Genomic DNA, 17942 nt, shown 5'->3' with positions numbered 1-17942 from the left:
CTGGCCCACGCCAGTTTGAATCTGCAAACGCTCAAGCCGCCCGGTTCAAGCCGGGCGGTTTTTTGTCCTTCCTCAATTCATCCGGCCACGCCTGCTCTGCAGCAGCCCCACATTCATTTCTCCGCTCAGCACCGATGCGTAGAAACGCTCGACCATGTTGACGCTCGTTCGCGCGTTGCGCGCAAGCGTCAGCATGTCGATCCCCTGTCCATACAAGAGCCGCAACGTGATGGCCGTATGGCGCAAGCAGTACAGCGTCCTCGACTGACCCAGCGGTCCTTTCTCGAGACCGGTCTTTTCGAGCACCCAGTGAAAGAAGAAATTGAGAACCGCCAGCGCGTGCTCGCGGTTCTTCAAGTGCGGCATGAAGATGTAGTCTTCCGCCCCACTGAAGCCATGCGTCTCGCGGTACGCGAGCAGACATTCATAGACACGAACGGCAGGTCGCAGGCTCACGATGGGCTGGCTGTGCCGCTTGGTCTCCGGCAGGTTCATCCGCAGGTAGACATGCTTGCCTCGCACCACCTCGATGTGCTTGTGCTTCATGAGCTTGATGTCGCCGGGGCGCACGAAGGTGTTGACCATCCAGCGGATCAGCCACGGCAGCTCGTCGGGCATGACGAGCAACTCACGAGCAATCCAGAAACGTTCGCCGGCCGTCAGCCGATCCAGCACCGGGTGCGAATGGCCGCGCAAGCTGCGCGCCGCCGCGATCAGCGCACGGTACTCCGCCACGCTGAAGCTGCCGCGCGGTTGACTGCGCACCTTGACCTTCGGAAACACGGGGGCCTCGCGCAATGCACCAACGTGCACGCCATGCATGACCACCTTGCGCAGCAACACGAGGTACTGCGCGATCGTCGTGCTCGTAAAGCCTTGTCCGCCGAGGTGATCGATCAGGCGCTGCACGTCCGCGGTCGTGAACACAGCCACCGGCACATCGCCCAGCAACGGAACGATGTGCGCGCGCAATCTGTTGCCCATGACCTGCCATGTGGGCCGTCCGATTTCGCCGCGTTGCACGCGCGCGGCCTCGGCCTGCATCAGTCCCTTCGAAAGGTCACTGACAGAAACTGATAACAAATTCTGCCCAACTGTTAGCGAATTAGCGGGCGTATGAATCGCGGGATAGGTGCGCGCAAAAAAACCGGAATCATTTGCAGCAGGAGCCTTGCGGAATAGGTTTATGACATTTGTGTCCATGCCATTCCCCGCATGCAATACCGATGCCTCTTATGATTGATGGTTAGCAAATGAAAACTCCCTGGAAAAGATCTTGCGCAATGCACCCGTTACTGCGGCGTTAACGCCCGCCGACTATCTCAGAAAAATCCTCAATGCGCGGGTCTACGACGTGGCCGTCGAGTCCGCTCTGGAGAAGGCGCGCTCGCTCAGCGAGCGGCTCGGCAATACCGTGTTGCTCAAGCGCGAGGACCAGCAACCCGTATTCAGTTTCAAACTGCGTGGCGCCTATAACAAGATGGCACACCTGAGCAAAGCGCAATTGGCGAGCGGTGTGATTTGCGCATCGGCCGGCAATCACGCGCAAGGCGTTGCGCTCGGTGCGCGCAAGCTCGGCACGCGCGCGGTGATCGTGATGCCCGTGACCACGCCGCAATTGAAGATCGATGCAGTGCGTGGTTTCGGCGGCGAGATCGTGCTGCACGGCGACAGCTATTCCGACGCCTACCTGCATGCGCTCGAATTGCAGACGCAGCAGAACCTGACCTTCGTCCATCCCTTCGACGACCCCGACGTCATCGCGGGCCAGGGCACCATCGCGATGGAAATCCTGCGCCAGCACCAGGGTCCGCTCGACGCGGTGTTCGTGGCGATCGGCGGCGGCGGCCTCATCTCCGGCGTGGCCAACTACATCAAGGCCGTGCGACCCGAGATCAAGGTGATCGGCGTCCAGATGAACGACTCCGACGCGATGATGCAATCGGTCGCCGCGCACCAGCGCGTGAACCTGCCCGACGTCGGCCTGTTCTCCGACGGCACGGCCGTCAAGCTGGTCGGCGAGGAAACCTTCCGCATCGCGCAGAACCTGGTCGACGGCTACATCTCGGTCGACACCGATGCCGTGTGTGCCGCCATCAAGGACGTGTTCGTCGACACGCGCAGCATCGTCGAGCCGGCCGGTGCGCTGGCCGTGGCGGCCATCAAGCAGTACGCCGCCGAGCATGGCCGCCAGGGCGAGACCTACGCAGCGATCCTGTGCGGCGCGAACATGAACTTCGACCGGCTGCGCTTCGTGGCCGAGCGGGCCGAGGTCGGCGAGGAACGCGAAGCGCTGTTCGCCGTGACCATCCCCGAAGAGCGCGGCAGCTTCCGTCGCTTTTGCGAACTCATCAGCCAGCTGCCGGCCGGCGGCGCGCCGCGCAACGTGACCGAGTTCAACTACCGCATCAGCGATGCCGCCAAGGCCCACGTGTTCGTCGGCCTCACGACCTCGGCGCGTGGCGAGTCGGCCACCATCGCGAAGGTCTTCATCGAACACGGCTTCGACGCGCTCGACCTCACGCACGACGAACTCGCCAAGGAGCACCTGCGCCACCTGGTGGGCGGCCGCACGGGGCTGGCGCACGACGAGCGCCTGCTGCGTTTCGTGTTCCCCGAGCGTCCCGGTGCGCTGCTCAAGTTCCTGAGCCTGATGCGGCCGAACTGGAACATCAGCCTGTTCCACTACCGCAACCAGGGCGCCGACTACGGGCGCATCCTCGTGGGCCTGCAGGTGCCGGCCGAAGAGTCGGCGGCCTTCGACAGCTTCCTCGAAACGCTGGGCTATCCCTGCGTCGAGGAAACGGCCAACCCGGCCTACCGCCTGTTCCTCCAGGCCTGAAGAAAAGAAGGGAAGAGAAGAGAAAGAAAGAGACCGCTGCGCTTACTGCGCGGGGGTCTGCGCCTGGGGCGGCGGCTCCATCGCAGCGCCCGCTGTTGCGGGAAGTTGCTGCTGCGGCGGCGGCGGCATCGCCATCGTCGGCATCGTGGCCGGCAACGGGCCTGCAGGCACAGCCGGCGACACCGTGGGCAAACCGGCAGGCGGCGTCGGAAGCCCCATGCTCAGCGGCGCACGCACCGGCAGCTGCAGCGTGAACGCCGCCGGCCCATCGCGCTGGGCACCGAGCGTCGCCGCGTGCACGCCCACCGACTGCAACACATAGCTCTCGCCGACCTTCGAGCCGACGCGGAACGGCCGCGGCGGCTTGCCGTCGATGGAGATCAGCGCCGCCCCCTGGTTCGACGGGTCGGCCACCACGCCCGACAGCGCGAAGCGGCTCGCAGCCTCCGGCGCCACGGGGGCGTTCGACGTCACCGTGACCACGCCCAGCAACCGGGCCACCGCCTCGGCATCGGCCGCGACCGGTGCGCGCGGCATCGTGGCCGCAGCGGCCACGGCGTCGGCCGGCGAGGCCAGCCGCAGCGCCCAGAACACCGCGGCGCCCGCGGCCAACGCCCAAAGCCCCGTCGTTGCAAGTGGGGCATGCCAGCGGGCTGCGGAGTAAGGACTTGTCATGGCCGCGGATTATCATGCAGCGCGCTTACCGCCTCATGTCCCCGCAAGCTATGAACAAACTCCTTCGTTCCGTCTCCCGCACCGCACAACGCGGCTTCACGCTGATCGAACTCATGGTGGTGCTTGTCATCATCGGCGTGCTCGCTGCGCTGATCGTGCCGAACGTGATCGAGCGCGCCGACGACGCCCGCGTCACCGCCGCCCGCACCGACATCAACAACCTGATGCAGGCGCTCAAGCTCTACCGCCTCGACAACCAGCGCTACCCGACCGCCGAGCAGGGCCTGCAGTCGCTGCTGACCCGCCCCACCGCGGGCCCGGCCGCGCCCAACTGGAAGCCCTACGTCGAGAAACTGCCCAACGACCCCTGGGGCCATCCGTACCAGTACATGAACCCCGGCATCAAGGGCGAAATCGACGTGCTCTCCTTCGGCGCCGACGGACAGAGCGGCGGCGAGGGCAAGAATGCCGACATCGGCAGCTGGCAGTAAGCGCATCGCCCCCGGCCGCGTGGTGCTGCCACCGCCTCGCGCAGCGCGCGGCTTCACGCTGCTGGAGCTGATCGTGGTGATCGCGATCATCGCCATCGCGACCGCCAGCGTGAGCTTCGCGATGCGCGACACCAACGCCGCCGCGCTCGACCGTGAGGCCGATCGCCTCGCCGCCCTGCTCGAATCGGCCCGTGCCCAGTCGCGCGCCAGCGGCGTCATGGTGCGCTGGCGCCTGGTCGAAGGCGGCGGCTTCGTCTTCGACGGCCTGCCCGCCGGCGCACTGCCCACCGGCTGGACCCACGCAGGCATCACGGCCCAGCCCCTGCTGGGCGGCGACACGCCGGTGGCGGCGCTGCAGCTCGGGCCCGACCCCATCATTCCGGCGCAACAGGTCATGCTGCACAGCGACGGTCCGCCCGCGCGCGTGCTGCGCGTCGCGACCGACGGGCTGCGGCCCTTCACCGTGTTCGCCGTGCCATGACGCAACGGCTGCGGCGCGCCGGCTCCGGCCATGGCTTCACGCTGGTCGAGGTGCTGATCGCGCTGGGCATCGTCGCGCTCGCGCTCGCGGCGGGCTCGCAGGCCACGATGTCGCTCACGCGCAATGCGCAGCGCCAGTCCGACCTCGTGCTGGCCGGCCTGTGCGCCGAAAACGAACTCGCCAAGGCGCGCCTGTCGCGGCAGATGCCGGCCATCGGCGACTCGGGCTCCATCTGCCTGCAGGCCGGCCTCACCTTCCTGGTGACGACCACGACCGTGCCCACGCTCAACCCGAATTTCCGGCGCGTCGACGTGCAGGTGCGCGACGAAGGCAGTGCACCGCTGCTGCGCGTGTCGACCGTGGTGGGGCGCGTCTGATGACGAAGCCTTCGCGCGCACGCGGCTTCACGTTGATCGAGCTGCTGGTCGCCATCGCGGTGATGGCGCTGCTCGCGCTGGTGAGCTGGCGCGGTCTGGACAGCATGTCGCGCGCCACCACGCAGAACCAGCTGCGCGCCGACGCGGTGCTCACGCTGCAGGCCACGCTCGCGCAGTGGAGCGCCGACCTCGACGCCATCACCCTGCTCGCGCAGACCCGCCCGATCGACTGGGACGGCCGCGTGCTGCGCATGACGCGCCGCGGCAGCGACACCAGCACGCCGACCGTGCAGGTCGTCGCCTGGACGCTGCGCCCCGGCGCCGACGGCACGCGCTGGCGGCGCTGGCAGTCGGCGCCCTTCGCCACGCGCGGCGAATGGGTGCAGGCCTGGAACCTCGCGGCGGCGTGGGCCCAAGATGGCGCCGCGCCCACCGGCGGCGCCACCGACGTGGCGCTGATGCCGGTCAACAGCTGGCAGCTCGCGTACTTCCGCAACAACGCCTGGGTGCCGGCGGAGCCGCTGCCCGTGGCGGCGGCGAACCCGTCCAACCCGGCCGGCGCGCTCATCGCCATGCCCGACGGCGTGCGGCTGGTGTTGACCCTGCCGCCCGGCGACGGGCTCTCGGGCACGCTCACGCGCGACTGGGTGCGCCCGACGCTCGGGGGGCCGCGCTCATGACAGCGCCGCAACGCCATCGCGTGGCAAGCACACGCCGCCAGCGCGGCGCCGCACTGCTCGCCGCCATGCTGACCGTGATGCTGGTCGCCACCTTTTCCGCCGCCGCGCTCTGGCAGCAGTGGCGCTCGGCCGAGGTCGAAGGCGCTGAGCGCGCGCGCGTGCAGGCGGCCTGGGTGCTGATCGGCGCGCTCGACTGGTCGCGCCTGATCCTCGGCGAAGACGGCCGTGCCGGCGGCCCCGACCACCTCGGCGAGCCATGGGCCGTGCCGCTCGAGGAAGCCCGCCTCACCAGCTTCCTGTCGGCCGAGAAGAACGTGGCCAGCGACAACCTCGAAGGCCTGCCCGACGCCTTCCTGTCGGGCCGCATCATTGATGCGCAGTCCAAGCTCAACGTGCTGTCGCTGGTGGACGCCGGCAAGCCGGTGCCGGCCAGCGTTGCCACCTTCACGCGCCTCTTCAACCTGCTCGGCCTGCCGGCGGGCGAGCTGACCCAGATGACCGCGCGGCTCGCGAGCGCGCTGCACACCGGCAGCACCGACGCCGCCTCAGGCGGTAGCGGCGGTGGCGGCAGCAGCGGCGGTGGCGATGCCAGCGCCGACACCGGCGGCGCCCCGCTGATGCCGCAGGAGGTCGCGCAGCTGGTGTGGCTCGGCCTCTCGCCCGCCACCGCCGCCGCGCTCGAGCCCTACGTGACGATCCTGCCGGAGCGCACCACGCTCAACCTCAACACGGCCAGCGCCGAGGCCATCAGCGCGAGCGTCGAATCGCTGGGCATCGCCAGCGCGCGCCAGCTGGTGGAGCGGCGCACCCGCTCCTTCTTCAAGAACATCGAGGAAGCCAACGCCGGCCTGCCCAGCGGCGGCTCGCGCTTCAATGCGGCCCAGCACGGTGTGGGCACCCAGTATTTCGAGGTGTACGGCCGGCTGCGGCTGGACCGCACCTGGGTCGAGGAACACTCGCTGCTCTTCCGCAAGGGCCTGGCCGTGACCACCGTCTGGCGCACCCGTGGCGCGGGCGCCACCATGCCCCCGGCAAAACCCTGAGGCCGGTTTGCTTTTCTCTGATCAAAACACCGTCAAACGCACGTAGTCTCTGCAAGATATGCTATTCAAACAATAGCAACAACTTGTAAGCCACCCTCCTACAATCACCGGCTTTTCCGACACCCCCCGACATGACCCCGCTGCTGCTCCTTGCCCCCCTCCCTCCGGCCGATGCCGCGGGCGAGTACGACTGGGCCCAGGCCGGTGAGGACGGCATCGCCCTGCGCGACCAGGGCCGCGCGCTGCTGACGCTGCTGCCGTCGGGCCCCGAGGTCACACTCGGCATTCCGTCCTCGGCGCTGTCGTGGCACCGCGTCACGCTGCCCAAGGGCAGCATGGGCAGCACCTCGAAGCTGCGCGCCGTGCTCGACGGCCTGCTCGAAGAGCACCTGCTCGACGACCCGGAAGCCCTGCACTTCGCGCTCGCGCCCGACGCCAAGGCCGGCGAGCCGGTGTGGGTCGCGGCCTGCAACCGCATCTGGCTGCGCAGCGTCGTGCAGGGGCTCGAAGCCGCCGGCCGGCGCGTCGTGCGCATCGTTCCCGAATTCACGCCGCAGCCGGCCGACGCGCCGCCGCTGCTGCAGGTCACGGGCGAGCCCGAGGCGCCGCAGCTCACGGTCTGCGACGGCGACGGCGTGGTCTCGCTGCCGCTGGCCGGCGCGGGCCTGGCCCTGTCGAACGGCCTGCCGCTGGACACCGCCGTCATCACCACCGAACCCGCCGTCGCCGAAGCCGCCGAGCACCTGCTGCAGCGCCGCGTGCCGATCGTGCAGGCGCCGCAGCGCTGGTTGCACGCCACGCGCACGCCCTGGGAGCTCGCGCAGTTCGACCTCGCCGTGACGGGCCGCGCGCGCGCCGGCAAGAAGTTCGCCTCGGTGCTTCAAACCCTGCGCTTCGCGCCCGAATGGCGCGCCGCACGCTGGGGCGTCGCGGTGCTTTTGCTGACGCAATTGATCGGCCTGAACGCCTGGGCCTGGAAGGAGCGCAACGCGCTCGAGTCCAAGCGCCAGGCCACGCGCGCCATCCTGACGCAGACCTTTCCCTCGGTGAAGATCGTGGTCGACGCGCCGCTGCAGATGGGCCGCGAGGTCGCCGCGCTGCAGCAGGCCGTGGGCGACGTGGCACCGAGCGATTTCGAACCCATGGTCGGCGCCATCGCCACCGCCCTGCCGCCCGGGCGCTCGCCGAGCGCCATCGACTTCAGCGCCGGCCAGCTGCGCCTGCGCGGCCTCGGGCTGCAGCCGCAGGAGGTCACGCAGATCACCGCCGCGCTGTCGCCGCGCGGCTACCAGGTGCGCACCGAAGGCGACCTGCTGCTGGTGCAGGCCGAGGCCAACCGATGAACTTCAGCGAACAACTCAAGGCCCGCTGGGCCGTCCTCGGGATGCGCGAGCGCCGCCTCGTCATCGGCGCCGTCGCGCTGGTGGCACTGGCCTTGCTCTGGTGGATCGCGCTCGCCCCCGCGCTGCGCACGCTGGCCGCGGCCCCGGCCGAACACGCACGACTCGACGCCCAGCTCCAGCAGATGGCCACCTTGCAGAACCGCGCGAAGGCGCTGCAGTCGCAACCGCGCCTGGCGCGCGACGACGCCCTGCGCGCACTCGAAAGCTCGGTGCGCGACGGCCTGGGCGTCACGAACGCCCAGCTCATGACGGCCGGTGGCGATGGCGCCGCCACCGTCACGTTGCGCGGCGCGCCCGCCCAGAACCTGGCGCAATGGCTCGCACAGGCGCGCGGCAATGCCCACGCCGTGCCGCGCGAAGTGCACCTGACGCGCGCGCCCATCGCACCGCCGCCGCCAGGCGCCAAGCCCGCGCCCGCCACGCCTGACCAACCTCCGCAACCCCGCTGGGACGGCACGCTCGTGATGGCGCTGCCCGCCCCGCGCTGAAGCAGCCCCACGCACCACACGGCATGGCGAGACGTCCCCCGGTCCCCGACCTCCAGCCGCGCCGCGGCAGCTGGCGCTGGGCCGTGCTCGGCGCCGCCACCGGCATGCTGGTCGCGGTTGTGCTGTTCGCACCGGCGCGCTGGCTCGCCTCGGCGCTCTCGGGCTGGACACAAGGCCGCCTGCTGCTGGTCAACCCGCGCGGCACGGTCTGGAACGGCACCGCTGCCGTCGTGTTCGCCAGCGGCGCCGGCGGCACGCAGGCCGTCTCGCTGCCCGGCCTGCTGAACTGGCGCATGTGGCCGAACTGGCGCGGCCTCTCGGCACGCCTCGATCTGTCCTGCTGCGCGGCGCAGCCCCTCGGCCTGCAGGCCAGCCCGCGCGCCAACGGCCTGCAACTCACCTGGCAGGACGCCCGCTCGCGCTGGCCCGCCACGCTGCTCACCGGCCTGGGCGCGCCCTGGAACACGCTCAAGCTCGAAGGCGCGCTCGACCTCAACACCCGCGCTTTCGCCATGCAGTGGGACGGCCCCGCATTGCGCATCGAAGGCCAGGCCACGCTCGACGCCACCGATGTGTCGTCCGCCCTGTCGACCTTGCGGCCGATGGGCAGCTACCGCCTGTCGCTCGAAGGCGGCACGCGTCCCACGCTGCTGCTGAGCACGCGCGAAGGCAGCCTCGAACTGAACGGCAGCGGCGACTGGAGCGGCACCGCGTTGCGCTTCAACGGCGAAGCCAGCGCGGCACCGGGCCGCGAAGACGCACTTTCCAATTTGTTGAACATCATCGGGCGGCGCGACGGTGCGCGCTCGATCATCACCCTGGGTTGATCCGACCATGAAGAAGCCTCTGTCCTCGTCCGGCGCCCGCCCCGGCCTCGTCGCGCTCGCGGTACGCCTGCTGATCGCGGCGTCGTTCGTGCCGGTGCTGCCGCCCGCCTACGCGCAGACCGGCGACGCCCCGCGGCGCGGCGAACCGATCACGCTGAACTTTGCCGCCGCCGACATCGAGGCCGTGGCCCGCACCATGGCCGTGGTCACCGGGCGCGACGTGGTGGTCGATCCGCGCGTCAAGGGCACCATGAACCTGGTCACCGACCGCCCGCTGGCGCCGGCCGCCGCCTTCAACCAGTTTGCCGCCGCGCTGCGCCTGCAGGGCTTCGCGGTGGTGGAAGCCGACGGCCTGTACAAGGTGGTGCCCGAGGCCGACGCCAAGCTGCAGACCAGCACCGTCAACACCACGATCAGCGGCGCCAGCGCGGCCGCGGGCAACCAGATCGTCACGCAGATCTTCCGCCTGAACTACGAGTCGGCCAACAGCCTGCTGCCGGTGCTGCGCCCGCTGATCCCGCCGAACAACACCATCAACGTGAACCCGGGCAACAACTCGCTCGTGATCACCGACTACGCCGACAACATGCGCCGGCTGGCGCGCATCATCGCGTCGCTCGACGTGCCCAACGCGTCCGACATCGAGGTCATCCAGCTCAAGCATTCGGTGGCCACCGACATGGTGCCGCTGGTCACGCGGCTGGTCGAAGGCGGCGGTGCGGGTGCGCCGGGCGCGGCCGCACCGGGCGGTGCCGATGCGTCGTTCCGCACCACGCTGATGGCCGACCCGCGCAGCAACTCGCTGATTCTTCGCGCCGCCAACCCCGCGCGCGCGCAGCTCGTGCGCACGCTGGTCGAGAAGCTCGACCGTGCGCCGGCCGAAAGCAGCAACGGCGCGGCCGGCAACATCTACGTGGTCTACCTGAAAAACGCCGATGCGGTGCGCCTGGCCGCCACACTGCGCGCCGCCATGGCCGCGAGCCAGCAGCAGTCGCAGGTGCCGGGCGCGCCCGGGGCCGCGGGCAGCGCCGGTTCGTCGGTGCCGCCGGCCAGCATGCCGATGACGCAGGCCAGCTTCGGCGGAAACAACACCCAGGGCGGCGGTTCTGCCGCGGCCAACGCGCCGCTGAACAACGCCAACCAGCCGTCCACCGGCGGCCAGATCCAGGCCGACCCGAGCACCAACTCGCTGATCATCACCGCGCCCGAGCCGCAGTACCGCCAGATGCGCGCCGTGATCGACAAGCTCGACGGCCGCCGCGCGCAGGTGATGATCGAGGCGCTCATCGTCGAGGTCAGCGCCAAGAAGGCCGCCAACTTCGGCGTGCAGTGGCAAAGCGCGCTGGGCAACAACGCCGTCATCGGCACCAACTCCAGCCTGGCCAGCGCCAACATCCTGGCGCTGACGCAGGCCCTGGCCACGCGCGACGTCGCCAACGTGCGGCCTTCCACCGGCCTGAACCTGGGCATCGCCGGCAAGATCGGCGGCCAGTACATTCTGGGCGCCATCGCCAACTTCTTCAACAGCGACGGCGACGCCAACGTGCTGTCCACGCCCAACCTGCTGACGCTGGACAACGAAGAAGCCAAGATCGTCATCGGCCAGAACGTGCCCTTCGTGACCGGCCAGTACGCCAGCACCTCGGGCTCGGTCGGCATCAACCCGTTCACCACGGTGGAGCGCAAGGACGTGGGCCTCACGCTGCGCGTGCGCCCGACCATCAACGAGAACGGCACCGTGAAGATGACCATCTTCCAGGAGACCTCCACGGTCGACCAGAACACGGCCAAGGACCCCAACGGCCCGACCACCAACAAGCGCTCCATCGAGTCCAGCGTGCTGGTGGAAGACGGCGGCCTCGTGATGCTCGGCGGCCTGCTGTCGGACAACTACGGCAACACCGTCGAGAAGGTGCCCGTGGCCGGCGACATCCCGGTGCTCGGCAACCTGTTCAAGAACGAGGTGCGCACGCGCGACAAGAGCAACCTCATGATGTTCCTGCGCCCCGCCGTGATGCGCGACGGCGCCTCCACCGAAGCCTTCGCCTACGACCGCTACGACGAGATCCGCGGCATGCAGCAGCGCACGCAGCCCAACACCGACAACATCATGCTGCGCGGTGTCGACTCGGCGCCCGTGCTGCCCGAAGCGCCGCTGGTGCGCATCAACCGCCTCAACAGCAGCGACAGCGGCAAGAAGACCAGCGAAACCCGCATGGAAGGCACGCAGCTCATCCCGCCGCCGCGCCCCGCCACCGACAACCGCCGGCTCGCGCCCAGCCCGTTGCGCGGCGCGCTGCCGCCCACCGCCGACCCGACCAGCTCGCGCGAGCTGCCCTGAGCCCCGTTTCGCACACGCCAGCCCCCCATGCGCTATCCCCTGCCCTACGCGTTCGCACGCAGCCAGCAACTGCTGCTCGAAGCCACGGACGACGGCCGCCACACGCTGTGGATGTCTTCCCACCCGGCACGCAGCGCCGTCGGTGAAGTGACCCGCAAGTACGGCGTGCAGGCCTTCGAGGTGCTCGACGACGGCCCGCTCGCGCAGCGCATCAGCGCCGCCTACGCGCAGGGCGAATCGAGCGCCGCCGCGGTGGTGAGCGAAGTGCAGAACGACGCCGACCTCTCGCGCATGATGCAGGAGCTGCCGGCCGTCGAAGACCTGCTGGCCAGCGCCGGCGACGCGCCCATCATCCGCATGCTGAACGCGCTGCTCACGCAGGCCGCGCGCGACGGCGCCAGCGACATCCACATCGAGCCCTACGAGCGCACCTCGTCCGTGCGCTTTCGCATCGACGGCACGCTGCGCGAGGTGGTGCAGCCCAACCGCGCACTGCACGCCGCGCTCATCTCGCGCCTGAAGATCATGGCCGACCTCGACATCTCCGAGAAGCGGCTGCCGCAGGACGGGCGCATCAGCCTGCGCATCGGCACGCGCGCGGTCGACGTGCGGGTGTCGACGCTGCCCAGCGCGCACGGCGAACGCGCCGTGCTGCGCCTTCTGGACAAGAGCGAATCGAAGCTCACGCTCGAATCGGTCGGCATGCAGGGCGACTCTCTGGCGCGCTTCGAAAAGCTCATTGCGCAGCCGCACGGCATCATCCTCGTGACCGGCCCCACCGGCTCGGGCAAGACCACCACGCTGTACGCCGCGCTGGCCCGCCTCGACGCGAGCCGCAGCAACATCATGACGGTCGAAGACCCCATCGAGTACGAGCTGCCGGGCGTGGGCCAGACGCAGATCAACGCCAAGATCGAACTCACCTTCGCCAAGGCCCTGCGCGCCATCCTGCGGCAGGACCCCGACGTGATCATGATCGGCGAGATCCGCGACTTCGAGACCGCGCAGATCGCCATCCAGGCCTCGCTCACCGGCCACCTCGTGCTGGCCACGCTGCACACCAACGATTCGGTGAGTGCGGTCACGCGCCTGACCGACATGGGCGTGGAGCCCTTCCTGCTGAGTTCGTCGCTGCTCGGCGTGCTGGCCCAGCGCCTCGTGCGCAAGGTCTGCACGGCCTGCGGCGGCGCGGGCTGCGAGGCCTGCGGCCAGACCGGCTACCAGGGCCGCACCGGCATCTTCGAGCTGCTCGTGGCCGACGACGAAGTGCAGGCCCTCATCCACGGCAAGGCCGCCGAGAGCGCGCTGTTCGAGGCCGGCGCACGCGGCGGCCTGCGCTCCATGCGCGAAGACGGCGAACGGCTGGTGCAGGCCGGCATCACCTCGCGCGCCGAGCTGCTGCGCGTCACCCGCGAGTAACGCCCCGCGATGCCCGCCTATTCCTTCGAAGCCATCGATGCCAGCGGCCAGTCGCGCGAGGGCGTGCTCGAGGCCGACACCGCGCGCGCCGCACGCGGCCTGCTGCGGGCGCAGGCGCTCATTCCACTGTCGGTCAAGCCGGTCGGCGGCGGCGATGCGGCCGGCGGTGGCGGCAGCGCGGGCAACACGCTCACGCGCTGGCTCGGGGGTGGCAAGCGGGTCTTCAACTCGACGAACCTCGCCGTGTGGACACGCCAGCTCGCCGGCCTCATCTCCGCCGGCCTGCCGCTGGAACGCGCGCTCACGGCGCTCACCGACGAAGCCGAATCGGAACCGCAGCGCAACCTCGTCGCCTCGCTGCGCGCGGAGGTCAACGCGGGCTCGCCCTTTGCGCGCGCGCTGTCGGCGCACCCGCGCGAGTTCTCGCCCATCTACACCGCCGTGATCGGCGCCGGCGAACAGAGCGGCAACCTCGGGCTCGTGCTCGAACGCCTCGCCGACGACCTCGAGGAGCGCCAGGTGCTGCAGCAGAAGCTGATCGGCGCCGCGCTGTACCCGGCCATCGTCACGCTGGTGGCGATCGTGATCGTGATCTTCCTCGTGAGCTACGTGGTGCCGCAGGTGGCGCAGGTGTTCGCGGGCACCAAGCGCTCGCTGCCCTTCCTCACGACCGTGATGCTGTCGCTGAGCGCGGCTGTGCGCAACTACGGCTGGTGGATGCTGGGCGCCATCGTGCTCGCGGCCGTCGGCGTGCGCGTCGCGCTGGCGCAGGAAGCCTTCCGCCTCAAGTTCGATGCCGCCTGGCTCAAGCTGCCGCTGGTCGGCAAGCTCGCGCGCGGCTACAACGCGGCGCGCTTCGCAAGCACGCTCGCCATGCTGGCCACGGCCGGCGTACCCATCTTGCGCGCGCTGCAGGCCGCCTCCGAAACGCTGGGCAACCGCGCCATGCGCGCCGACGCGCTCGACGCGCTGGTGCTGGTGCGCGAAGGCGCGCCGCTGGCCTCGGCGCTGGCACAGAAGAAACGCTTCCCGGGGCTGGTGTCGATGTTCGCGCGCCTGGGCGAGCAGACCGGCACGCTGCCCGTGATGCTGCAACGCGCCGCCAACCAGCTCGGCGCCGAAGTGCAGCGCCGCGCCATGCACCTGGCCACCATCCTGGAGCCGCTGCTCATCGTCGCCATGGGCGGCGTGGTGATGCTCATCGTGCTGGCCGTCATGCTGCCTATCATCCAGCTCAATCAGTTCGTCAAGTGACGAAGGACGGGGAGCCCCTCACATGCCCGTAACGCTCGAAGACAAACTCGTGGTCGCGATCTCCTCGCGGGCCCTGTTCAACCTCGAAGAAGAAAACAAGATCTTCGAGGCCGGCGACAACGAGGGCTACATGAAGCTGCAGCTCGATCGCATCGATGAACCGGCCGCGCCCGGCATCGCGTCGTCGCTGATCCGCAAGCTGCTGCGCTTCAACGACGACGGCGTGCAGCGCGTCGAGGTGGTCATCCTGTCGCGCAACGACCCGGTGTCGGGCATGCGCATCTTCAAGTCGAGCGCCGCGGCCGACATCAAGCTGCAGCGCGGCGTGTTCACCCAAGGCCGCCCGCCCTTCGGCTATTTGCGCCCGCTGCGCGCGCACCTGTTCCTGTCGGTCAACGCACAAGACGTGCGCGAGGCACTCGCCGCGGGCTTTCCGGCCGCGCGCGTGCTGGTCGAATCGGTGAAGGCCAGCGACGCGTGGCCCAACGAAGTGCGCATCGCCTTCGACGGCGACGCCGTGCTGTTCAGCGACGAAGCCGAGCGCGTGTTCCAGGCCGAGGGCCTCGACGCCTTCCAGGCGCACGAACTCAGCAAGGCCGACCTGCCCCTGCCCGAAGGCCCGTTCAAGCCGCTGCTGATGGCCTTGCACCGCCTGCAGATGGCGGGCAATGCGCAGATGCGCATCCGCACCGCGCTGGTCACGGCGCGCAGCGCGCCGGCGCACGAGCGCGCGATCCGCACGCTCATGAAGTGGAACATCCGCGTCGACGAAGCGATGTTCCTCGGCGGCCTGCCCAAGGGCGAGTTCCTGCGCGAGTTCGAGCCCGACTTCTTCTTCGACGACCAGACGGGTCACGTCGATGCGGCCTCGCGGCATGTGCCTGCGGGGCATGTATCGAGCGGCATCAGCAACGAGTCCTGAGCGCTTTTTAGCGCGTTGTTCAGGGCGCGATCACGCCGATGGGCCGTGCGGTCGTTGACCGGCCGCACACCAGCAACGTGCCCTCGTGCGCAGGGCACTGGGTGCTCCCCGCAGCGAAATCAAGGAGGAGGGGCGAAGCCCCGGGGGACATTCGCGGAGGGGAGTACCCGGTGTCCTGTGCACGCGCCCCCGCCCCTCTTTCGCGGTCTCCACGAAGCCGCAGACCAGCGCGTTGTCACACGCGTTTCGTCCCACTGTCATCGCTCGTTCACTGCCGAGTAACGGGTTCTCCCTAGTCTTGTCGCCTGTCCGGTGCGCAGTGCCTTCGTGGCACTTTTTTTTCGCGCCGGCCTTTCACCTCCTTCGACAGACAACAAGAACCGAACGGCTTTTCCGATGCGTCCGAACTCCCTCACGCACGCCGCGCCTCTCACGCGCTGGCTGTTGCCCCTTGCGATTTCCGCCGCGCTCGCGGCCTGCGGTGGTGGAGGCGGCGGTGGCGTTGCCTTTCCGCCGATCAGCGGCACCCCGACGCCGCCCCCGAGCAGCACGCCCAACGAAGGCAAGAGCGGCCCGAAGGCGCTGATCGTCGAGATCGACGGGCTCACGCATGCGGCCTTGCGCGAAGCCATCGCGCAGAACAAAGCCCCGGCCCTGCAGGCCCTGCGCCTCGCCCCGGCCTGGACCGGTGGCACGAACGGCACGCCGACCGAGCAACGCACCACCGACGGCCCCGGCTGGGCCTCGCTGGTCACAGGCACCTGGGTGTCGCGCCACGGCGTGCGCTGGGACACCGCCGACCAGCGCATCGACGCGCGGCTCGCACCTTCGGTCTTCGCGTTGGCGCGCCTGCGCCAGGAGGCCGGCTACAAGACAGCCGCGGTCACCGCGAACACGCGCTACCCCGGCCTGATGGCGGGCGAAACGGGCACGGTGGACACCGCAGTCGACTGCGCAGGCGCCGACGCCTGTGTGACCGAGCGCACCACACAGCTCATCGGCGCGGGCTATGACCTGCTGGTGGCCCAGTACGGCGCCCCCGCGACGGCGGCCGTGGCCAACAGCGGCCTGAAGAACGAGCCCTACCGGCGCGCGGTCGCCGACACCTCGGCGGCCGTGGGCCGGCTGCTGGCGCGCATCGCGCAGCGCACCGCCAACGACGCCAAGGAAGACTGGCTCGTGATCGTGACCTCCGGCTACGGCATCGACACCTTCGGCACCACCACCGGCCTGCAGAACGCCGAGGGCAAGACCATCTTCATCGCCAGCAACAAGACACTCGCGGCCTTGCCGGGCGTGGGCGCCGACGCGCCCACCGATGCCTCGCTGCAGCAGCTGGCCGCCGCGACCGACATCACGCCCACCGTGCTGCGCCACCTCGGCGCACTGCCGGCGGCCGAGGCCTACGGCCTGAACGGCCAGCCGCTGCAAGCGGCGTCGCTGCTGCGCGACCTCACGGCCCGCACCGGCGCCGACAAGACGAGCGTGGACCTGTCGTGGACGCTCACGGGCGACAAGAGCGCCCCCGTGAAGGTGATGCGCGACGGCAAGCTGGTGGCCACGCTGCCGGCCGGCACCACCGCGTACACCGACCCCGTCACGGCCGCGAGCGACGGCGTCTACACCTACCAGTACACGATCACCGCGGGTGAAGCCGTCACCGCGCTCACCGCGCAGGCCGCCTACCTGAAGCCGGCCACGCTGGCACCAACGCTGCTGAACGGCCTCGCCGCCTACTACCCGCTCGACGTCCTGCCGGCGGTGGACGTCAAGGGCGCGTCCACGCTCGCACCGTGGGCCGCCGATGCCAACGGCGGCACGCTGGTCGACGACGGCTTCAAGGCCCTGTACAAGGCCAAGGCGCTGCGCGTCGACGCGCGGGTGAAGAACGCCGCCGGCACGGCCGGCCACCGCCTCGTGCAGACCCGCGACGTGACCACCGACGCGGGCGTCACCGCGTTCACCATCGGCTTCTGGATGCGCACCGACGACACCTGCAGCCAGGGCGTGAGCAACGGCGGCACCGTGATCGCCAACAAGAACTACACCAGCGGCGGCAACGCGGGCCTGGCCATCGGCCTGTTCAGCAGCTGCGAGATCCGCTTCAACGTGGGCACCGGCAGCGCGCGCGCCGACAGCAACGGCTACAGCCTGAGCGCCGGCCAGTGGGCCTATGTGGCGGTGGTGATCGACAAGGCCGCCCTGCAGATGACCGGCTACGTGTTCGATCCGGCCCGGGCCACGCAGACGAAGAGCGTGGCGATCACCTCCGACCTCGTGGCCAAGCTCGGCGGCCTGGGCAACGGCCTCGGCTTGAACGAGGACGGCACCGGCCAGTACTACCAGCGCGAGAGCAGCTCGCCGCGCGGCGCGATGGACTTCAACGACTTCGCTGTCTGGAACCGCGCGCTCACCAGCGACGAGCTGGCCAGCCTCTTCAAGTCCGGACAGCCGCTGTCCACCCTTGCCCCATGACCTTCTTCTCCACAACGACGATTCCAGAGGACCCCACCATGCGCACTCTCTCCCTCCTGCCCACGCCCGCACGGCTCGCCGTTGCATTGATGCTGGCCTGCGTCCTGTCCGCCTGCGGCGGCAGCGATGGCGGCGGCAGCGCCCCGATCATCGTGCCGCCCACGGGCACCACGCCCCCGCCCGACACCAGCGTCAAGCCCGAGATGCGCTGCGCGCCCTGACGC

Annotated in this window: 17 protein-coding genes; 15 read left to right on the top strand and 2 right to left on the bottom strand. The window is 69.7% G+C overall.

The window, feature by feature from the left end; genetic code table 11:
* Positions 1–72 precede the first annotated feature (72 nt).
* Positions 73–1203, bottom strand: a complete 1131-nt coding sequence (locus VBO01S_RS07465) for a site-specific integrase (protein ID WP_062472631.1) — start codon at positions 1201–1203, stop codon at positions 73–75.
* A gap of 73 nt (positions 1204–1276) precedes the next feature.
* Here VBO01S_RS07465 and ilvA point away from each other — a divergent pair, with 73 nt between their 5' ends.
* Complete coding sequence (gene ilvA / locus VBO01S_RS07460) at positions 1277–2842, top strand: threonine ammonia-lyase, biosynthetic (RefSeq protein ID WP_255221075.1); 1566 nt, start codon at positions 1277–1279, stop codon at positions 2840–2842.
* 42 nt (positions 2843–2884) lie between these two features.
* On the opposite strand, the gene VBO01S_RS07455 is transcribed toward ilvA, so the two are convergent.
* Complete coding sequence (locus VBO01S_RS07455; RefSeq protein WP_062472627.1) at positions 2885–3517, bottom strand: type II secretion system protein N; 633 nt, start codon at positions 3515–3517, stop codon at positions 2885–2887.
* A gap of 50 nt (positions 3518–3567) precedes the next feature.
* Here VBO01S_RS07455 and gspG point away from each other — a divergent pair, with 50 nt between their 5' ends.
* The 14 genes from gspG (at position 3568) to VBO01S_RS07385 (ending at position 17939) form a co-directional block, all read left to right on the top strand.
* Positions 3568–4008, top strand: a complete 441-nt coding sequence (gene gspG / locus VBO01S_RS07450; RefSeq protein ID WP_056573020.1) for a type II secretion system major pseudopilin GspG — start codon at positions 3568–3570, stop codon at positions 4006–4008.
* Positions 3983–4489 (top strand): prepilin-type N-terminal cleavage/methylation domain-containing protein, encoded by a 507-nt coding sequence (locus VBO01S_RS07445; protein WP_062472625.1) that lies wholly within the window; start codon positions 3983–3985, stop codon positions 4487–4489. Before gspG ends, VBO01S_RS07445 begins: the two co-directional genes overlap by 26 nt.
* Positions 4486–4866 (top strand): type II secretion system minor pseudopilin GspI, encoded by a 381-nt coding sequence (gspI, locus tag VBO01S_RS07440; RefSeq protein WP_062472623.1) that lies wholly within the window; start codon positions 4486–4488, stop codon positions 4864–4866. Before VBO01S_RS07445 ends, gspI begins: the two co-directional genes overlap by 4 nt.
* The gene (locus tag VBO01S_RS07435) at positions 4866–5546 is read left to right on the top strand and encodes a PulJ/GspJ family protein (RefSeq protein ID WP_062472621.1); all 681 of its coding nucleotides are present in this window, start codon (positions 4866–4868) and stop codon (positions 5544–5546) included. The genes gspI and VBO01S_RS07435 overlap by 1 nt, the downstream gene beginning before the upstream one ends.
* Positions 5543–6589 carry a type II secretion system minor pseudopilin GspK gene (gene gspK / locus VBO01S_RS07430; RefSeq protein ID WP_062472619.1) on the top strand — a complete coding sequence of 349 codons (1047 nt, stop codon included), beginning with the start codon at positions 5543–5545 and terminating at the stop codon, positions 6587–6589. Before VBO01S_RS07435 ends, gspK begins: the two co-directional genes overlap by 4 nt.
* A gap of 131 nt (positions 6590–6720) precedes the next feature.
* On the top strand, positions 6721–7932 hold the full coding sequence (gene gspL, locus VBO01S_RS07425) for a type II secretion system protein GspL (RefSeq protein ID WP_062472617.1): 1212 nt from the start codon (positions 6721–6723) through the stop codon (positions 7930–7932).
* On the top strand, positions 7929–8480 hold the full coding sequence (locus VBO01S_RS07420) for a type II secretion system protein M (protein ID WP_062472615.1): 552 nt from the start codon (positions 7929–7931) through the stop codon (positions 8478–8480). Before gspL ends, VBO01S_RS07420 begins: the two co-directional genes overlap by 4 nt.
* A 23-nt stretch (positions 8481–8503) precedes the next feature.
* Positions 8504–9307 (top strand): type II secretion system protein N, encoded by an 804-nt coding sequence (gene gspN / locus VBO01S_RS07415; protein WP_062472613.1) that lies wholly within the window; start codon positions 8504–8506, stop codon positions 9305–9307.
* A 7-nt stretch (positions 9308–9314) separates the two neighbouring features.
* A complete protein-coding gene (gspD, locus tag VBO01S_RS07410) occupies positions 9315–11648 on the top strand; it encodes a type II secretion system secretin GspD (protein ID WP_062472612.1) in 2334 nt (777 codons plus the stop codon).
* 27 nt (positions 11649–11675) lie between these two features.
* Positions 11676–13067 carry a GspE/PulE family protein gene (locus tag VBO01S_RS07405; protein WP_062472610.1) on the top strand — a complete coding sequence of 464 codons (1392 nt, stop codon included), beginning with the start codon at positions 11676–11678 and terminating at the stop codon, positions 13065–13067.
* Positions 13068–13076: 9 nt separating this feature from the next.
* Complete coding sequence (gene gspF / locus VBO01S_RS07400; protein ID WP_062472608.1) at positions 13077–14321, top strand: type II secretion system inner membrane protein GspF; 1245 nt, start codon at positions 13077–13079, stop codon at positions 14319–14321.
* 22 nt (positions 14322–14343) lie between these two features.
* Complete coding sequence (locus VBO01S_RS07395; protein WP_062472607.1) at positions 14344–15243, top strand: 5'-nucleotidase; 900 nt, start codon at positions 14344–14346, stop codon at positions 15241–15243.
* A 396-nt stretch (positions 15244–15639) separates the two neighbouring features.
* A complete protein-coding gene (locus tag VBO01S_RS07390; protein WP_082818032.1) occupies positions 15640–17718 on the top strand; it encodes a LamG-like jellyroll fold domain-containing protein in 2079 nt (692 codons plus the stop codon).
* 38 nt (positions 17719–17756) lie between these two features.
* Complete coding sequence (locus tag VBO01S_RS07385; RefSeq protein ID WP_062472685.1) at positions 17757–17939, top strand: hypothetical protein; 183 nt, start codon at positions 17757–17759, stop codon at positions 17937–17939.
* The last annotated feature ends 3 nt before the right edge of the window (positions 17940–17942 follow it).

The sequence above is a fragment of the Variovorax boronicumulans NBRC 103145 genome (assembly GCF_001591345.1).
Taxonomy (GTDB): Bacteria; Pseudomonadota; Gammaproteobacteria; order Burkholderiales; family Burkholderiaceae_C; genus Variovorax; species Variovorax boronicumulans.
The sequence above is the reverse complement of the archived record's forward strand: the minus strand, read 5'-3'. Positions and strand labels throughout refer to the sequence as shown.

What these genes read in the sequence shown, in the direction of transcription:
- VBO01S_RS07420 (WP_062472615.1), top strand. Translation starts at nt 7,929, where the DNA reads ATGAACTTCAGCGAACAACTCAAGGCCCGCTGGGCCGTCCTCGGGATG.
- VBO01S_RS07465 (WP_062472631.1), bottom strand. Translation starts at nt 1,203, where the DNA reads ATGGACACAAATGTCATAAACCTATTCCGCAAGGCTCCTGCTGCAAAT.
- gspK (WP_062472619.1), top strand. Translation starts at nt 5,543, where the DNA reads ATGACAGCGCCGCAACGCCATCGCGTGGCAAGCACACGCCGCCAGCGC.
- VBO01S_RS07445 (WP_062472625.1), top strand. Translation starts at nt 3,983, where the DNA reads ATGCCGACATCGGCAGCTGGCAGTAAGCGCATCGCCCCCGGCCGCGTG.
- gspN (WP_062472613.1), top strand. Translation starts at nt 8,504, where the DNA reads ATGGCGAGACGTCCCCCGGTCCCCGACCTCCAGCCGCGCCGCGGCAGC.
- VBO01S_RS07395 (WP_062472607.1), top strand. Translation starts at nt 14,344, where the DNA reads ATGCCCGTAACGCTCGAAGACAAACTCGTGGTCGCGATCTCCTCGCGG.
- gspG (WP_056573020.1), top strand. Translation starts at nt 3,568, where the DNA reads ATGAACAAACTCCTTCGTTCCGTCTCCCGCACCGCACAACGCGGCTTC.
- VBO01S_RS07435 (WP_062472621.1), top strand. Translation starts at nt 4,866, where the DNA reads ATGACGAAGCCTTCGCGCGCACGCGGCTTCACGTTGATCGAGCTGCTG.
- gspI (WP_062472623.1), top strand. Translation starts at nt 4,486, where the DNA reads ATGACGCAACGGCTGCGGCGCGCCGGCTCCGGCCATGGCTTCACGCTG.
- VBO01S_RS07405 (WP_062472610.1), top strand. Translation starts at nt 11,676, where the DNA reads ATGCGCTATCCCCTGCCCTACGCGTTCGCACGCAGCCAGCAACTGCTG.
- VBO01S_RS07455 (WP_062472627.1), bottom strand. Translation starts at nt 3,517, where the DNA reads ATGACAAGTCCTTACTCCGCAGCCCGCTGGCATGCCCCACTTGCAACG.
- VBO01S_RS07385 (WP_062472685.1), top strand. Translation starts at nt 17,757, where the DNA reads ATGCGCACTCTCTCCCTCCTGCCCACGCCCGCACGGCTCGCCGTTGCA.
- gspL (WP_062472617.1), top strand. Translation starts at nt 6,721, where the DNA reads ATGACCCCGCTGCTGCTCCTTGCCCCCCTCCCTCCGGCCGATGCCGCG.
- gspF (WP_062472608.1), top strand. Translation starts at nt 13,077, where the DNA reads ATGCCCGCCTATTCCTTCGAAGCCATCGATGCCAGCGGCCAGTCGCGC.
- gspD (WP_062472612.1), top strand. Translation starts at nt 9,315, where the DNA reads ATGAAGAAGCCTCTGTCCTCGTCCGGCGCCCGCCCCGGCCTCGTCGCG.
- VBO01S_RS07390 (WP_082818032.1), top strand. Translation starts at nt 15,640, where the DNA reads ATGCGTCCGAACTCCCTCACGCACGCCGCGCCTCTCACGCGCTGGCTG.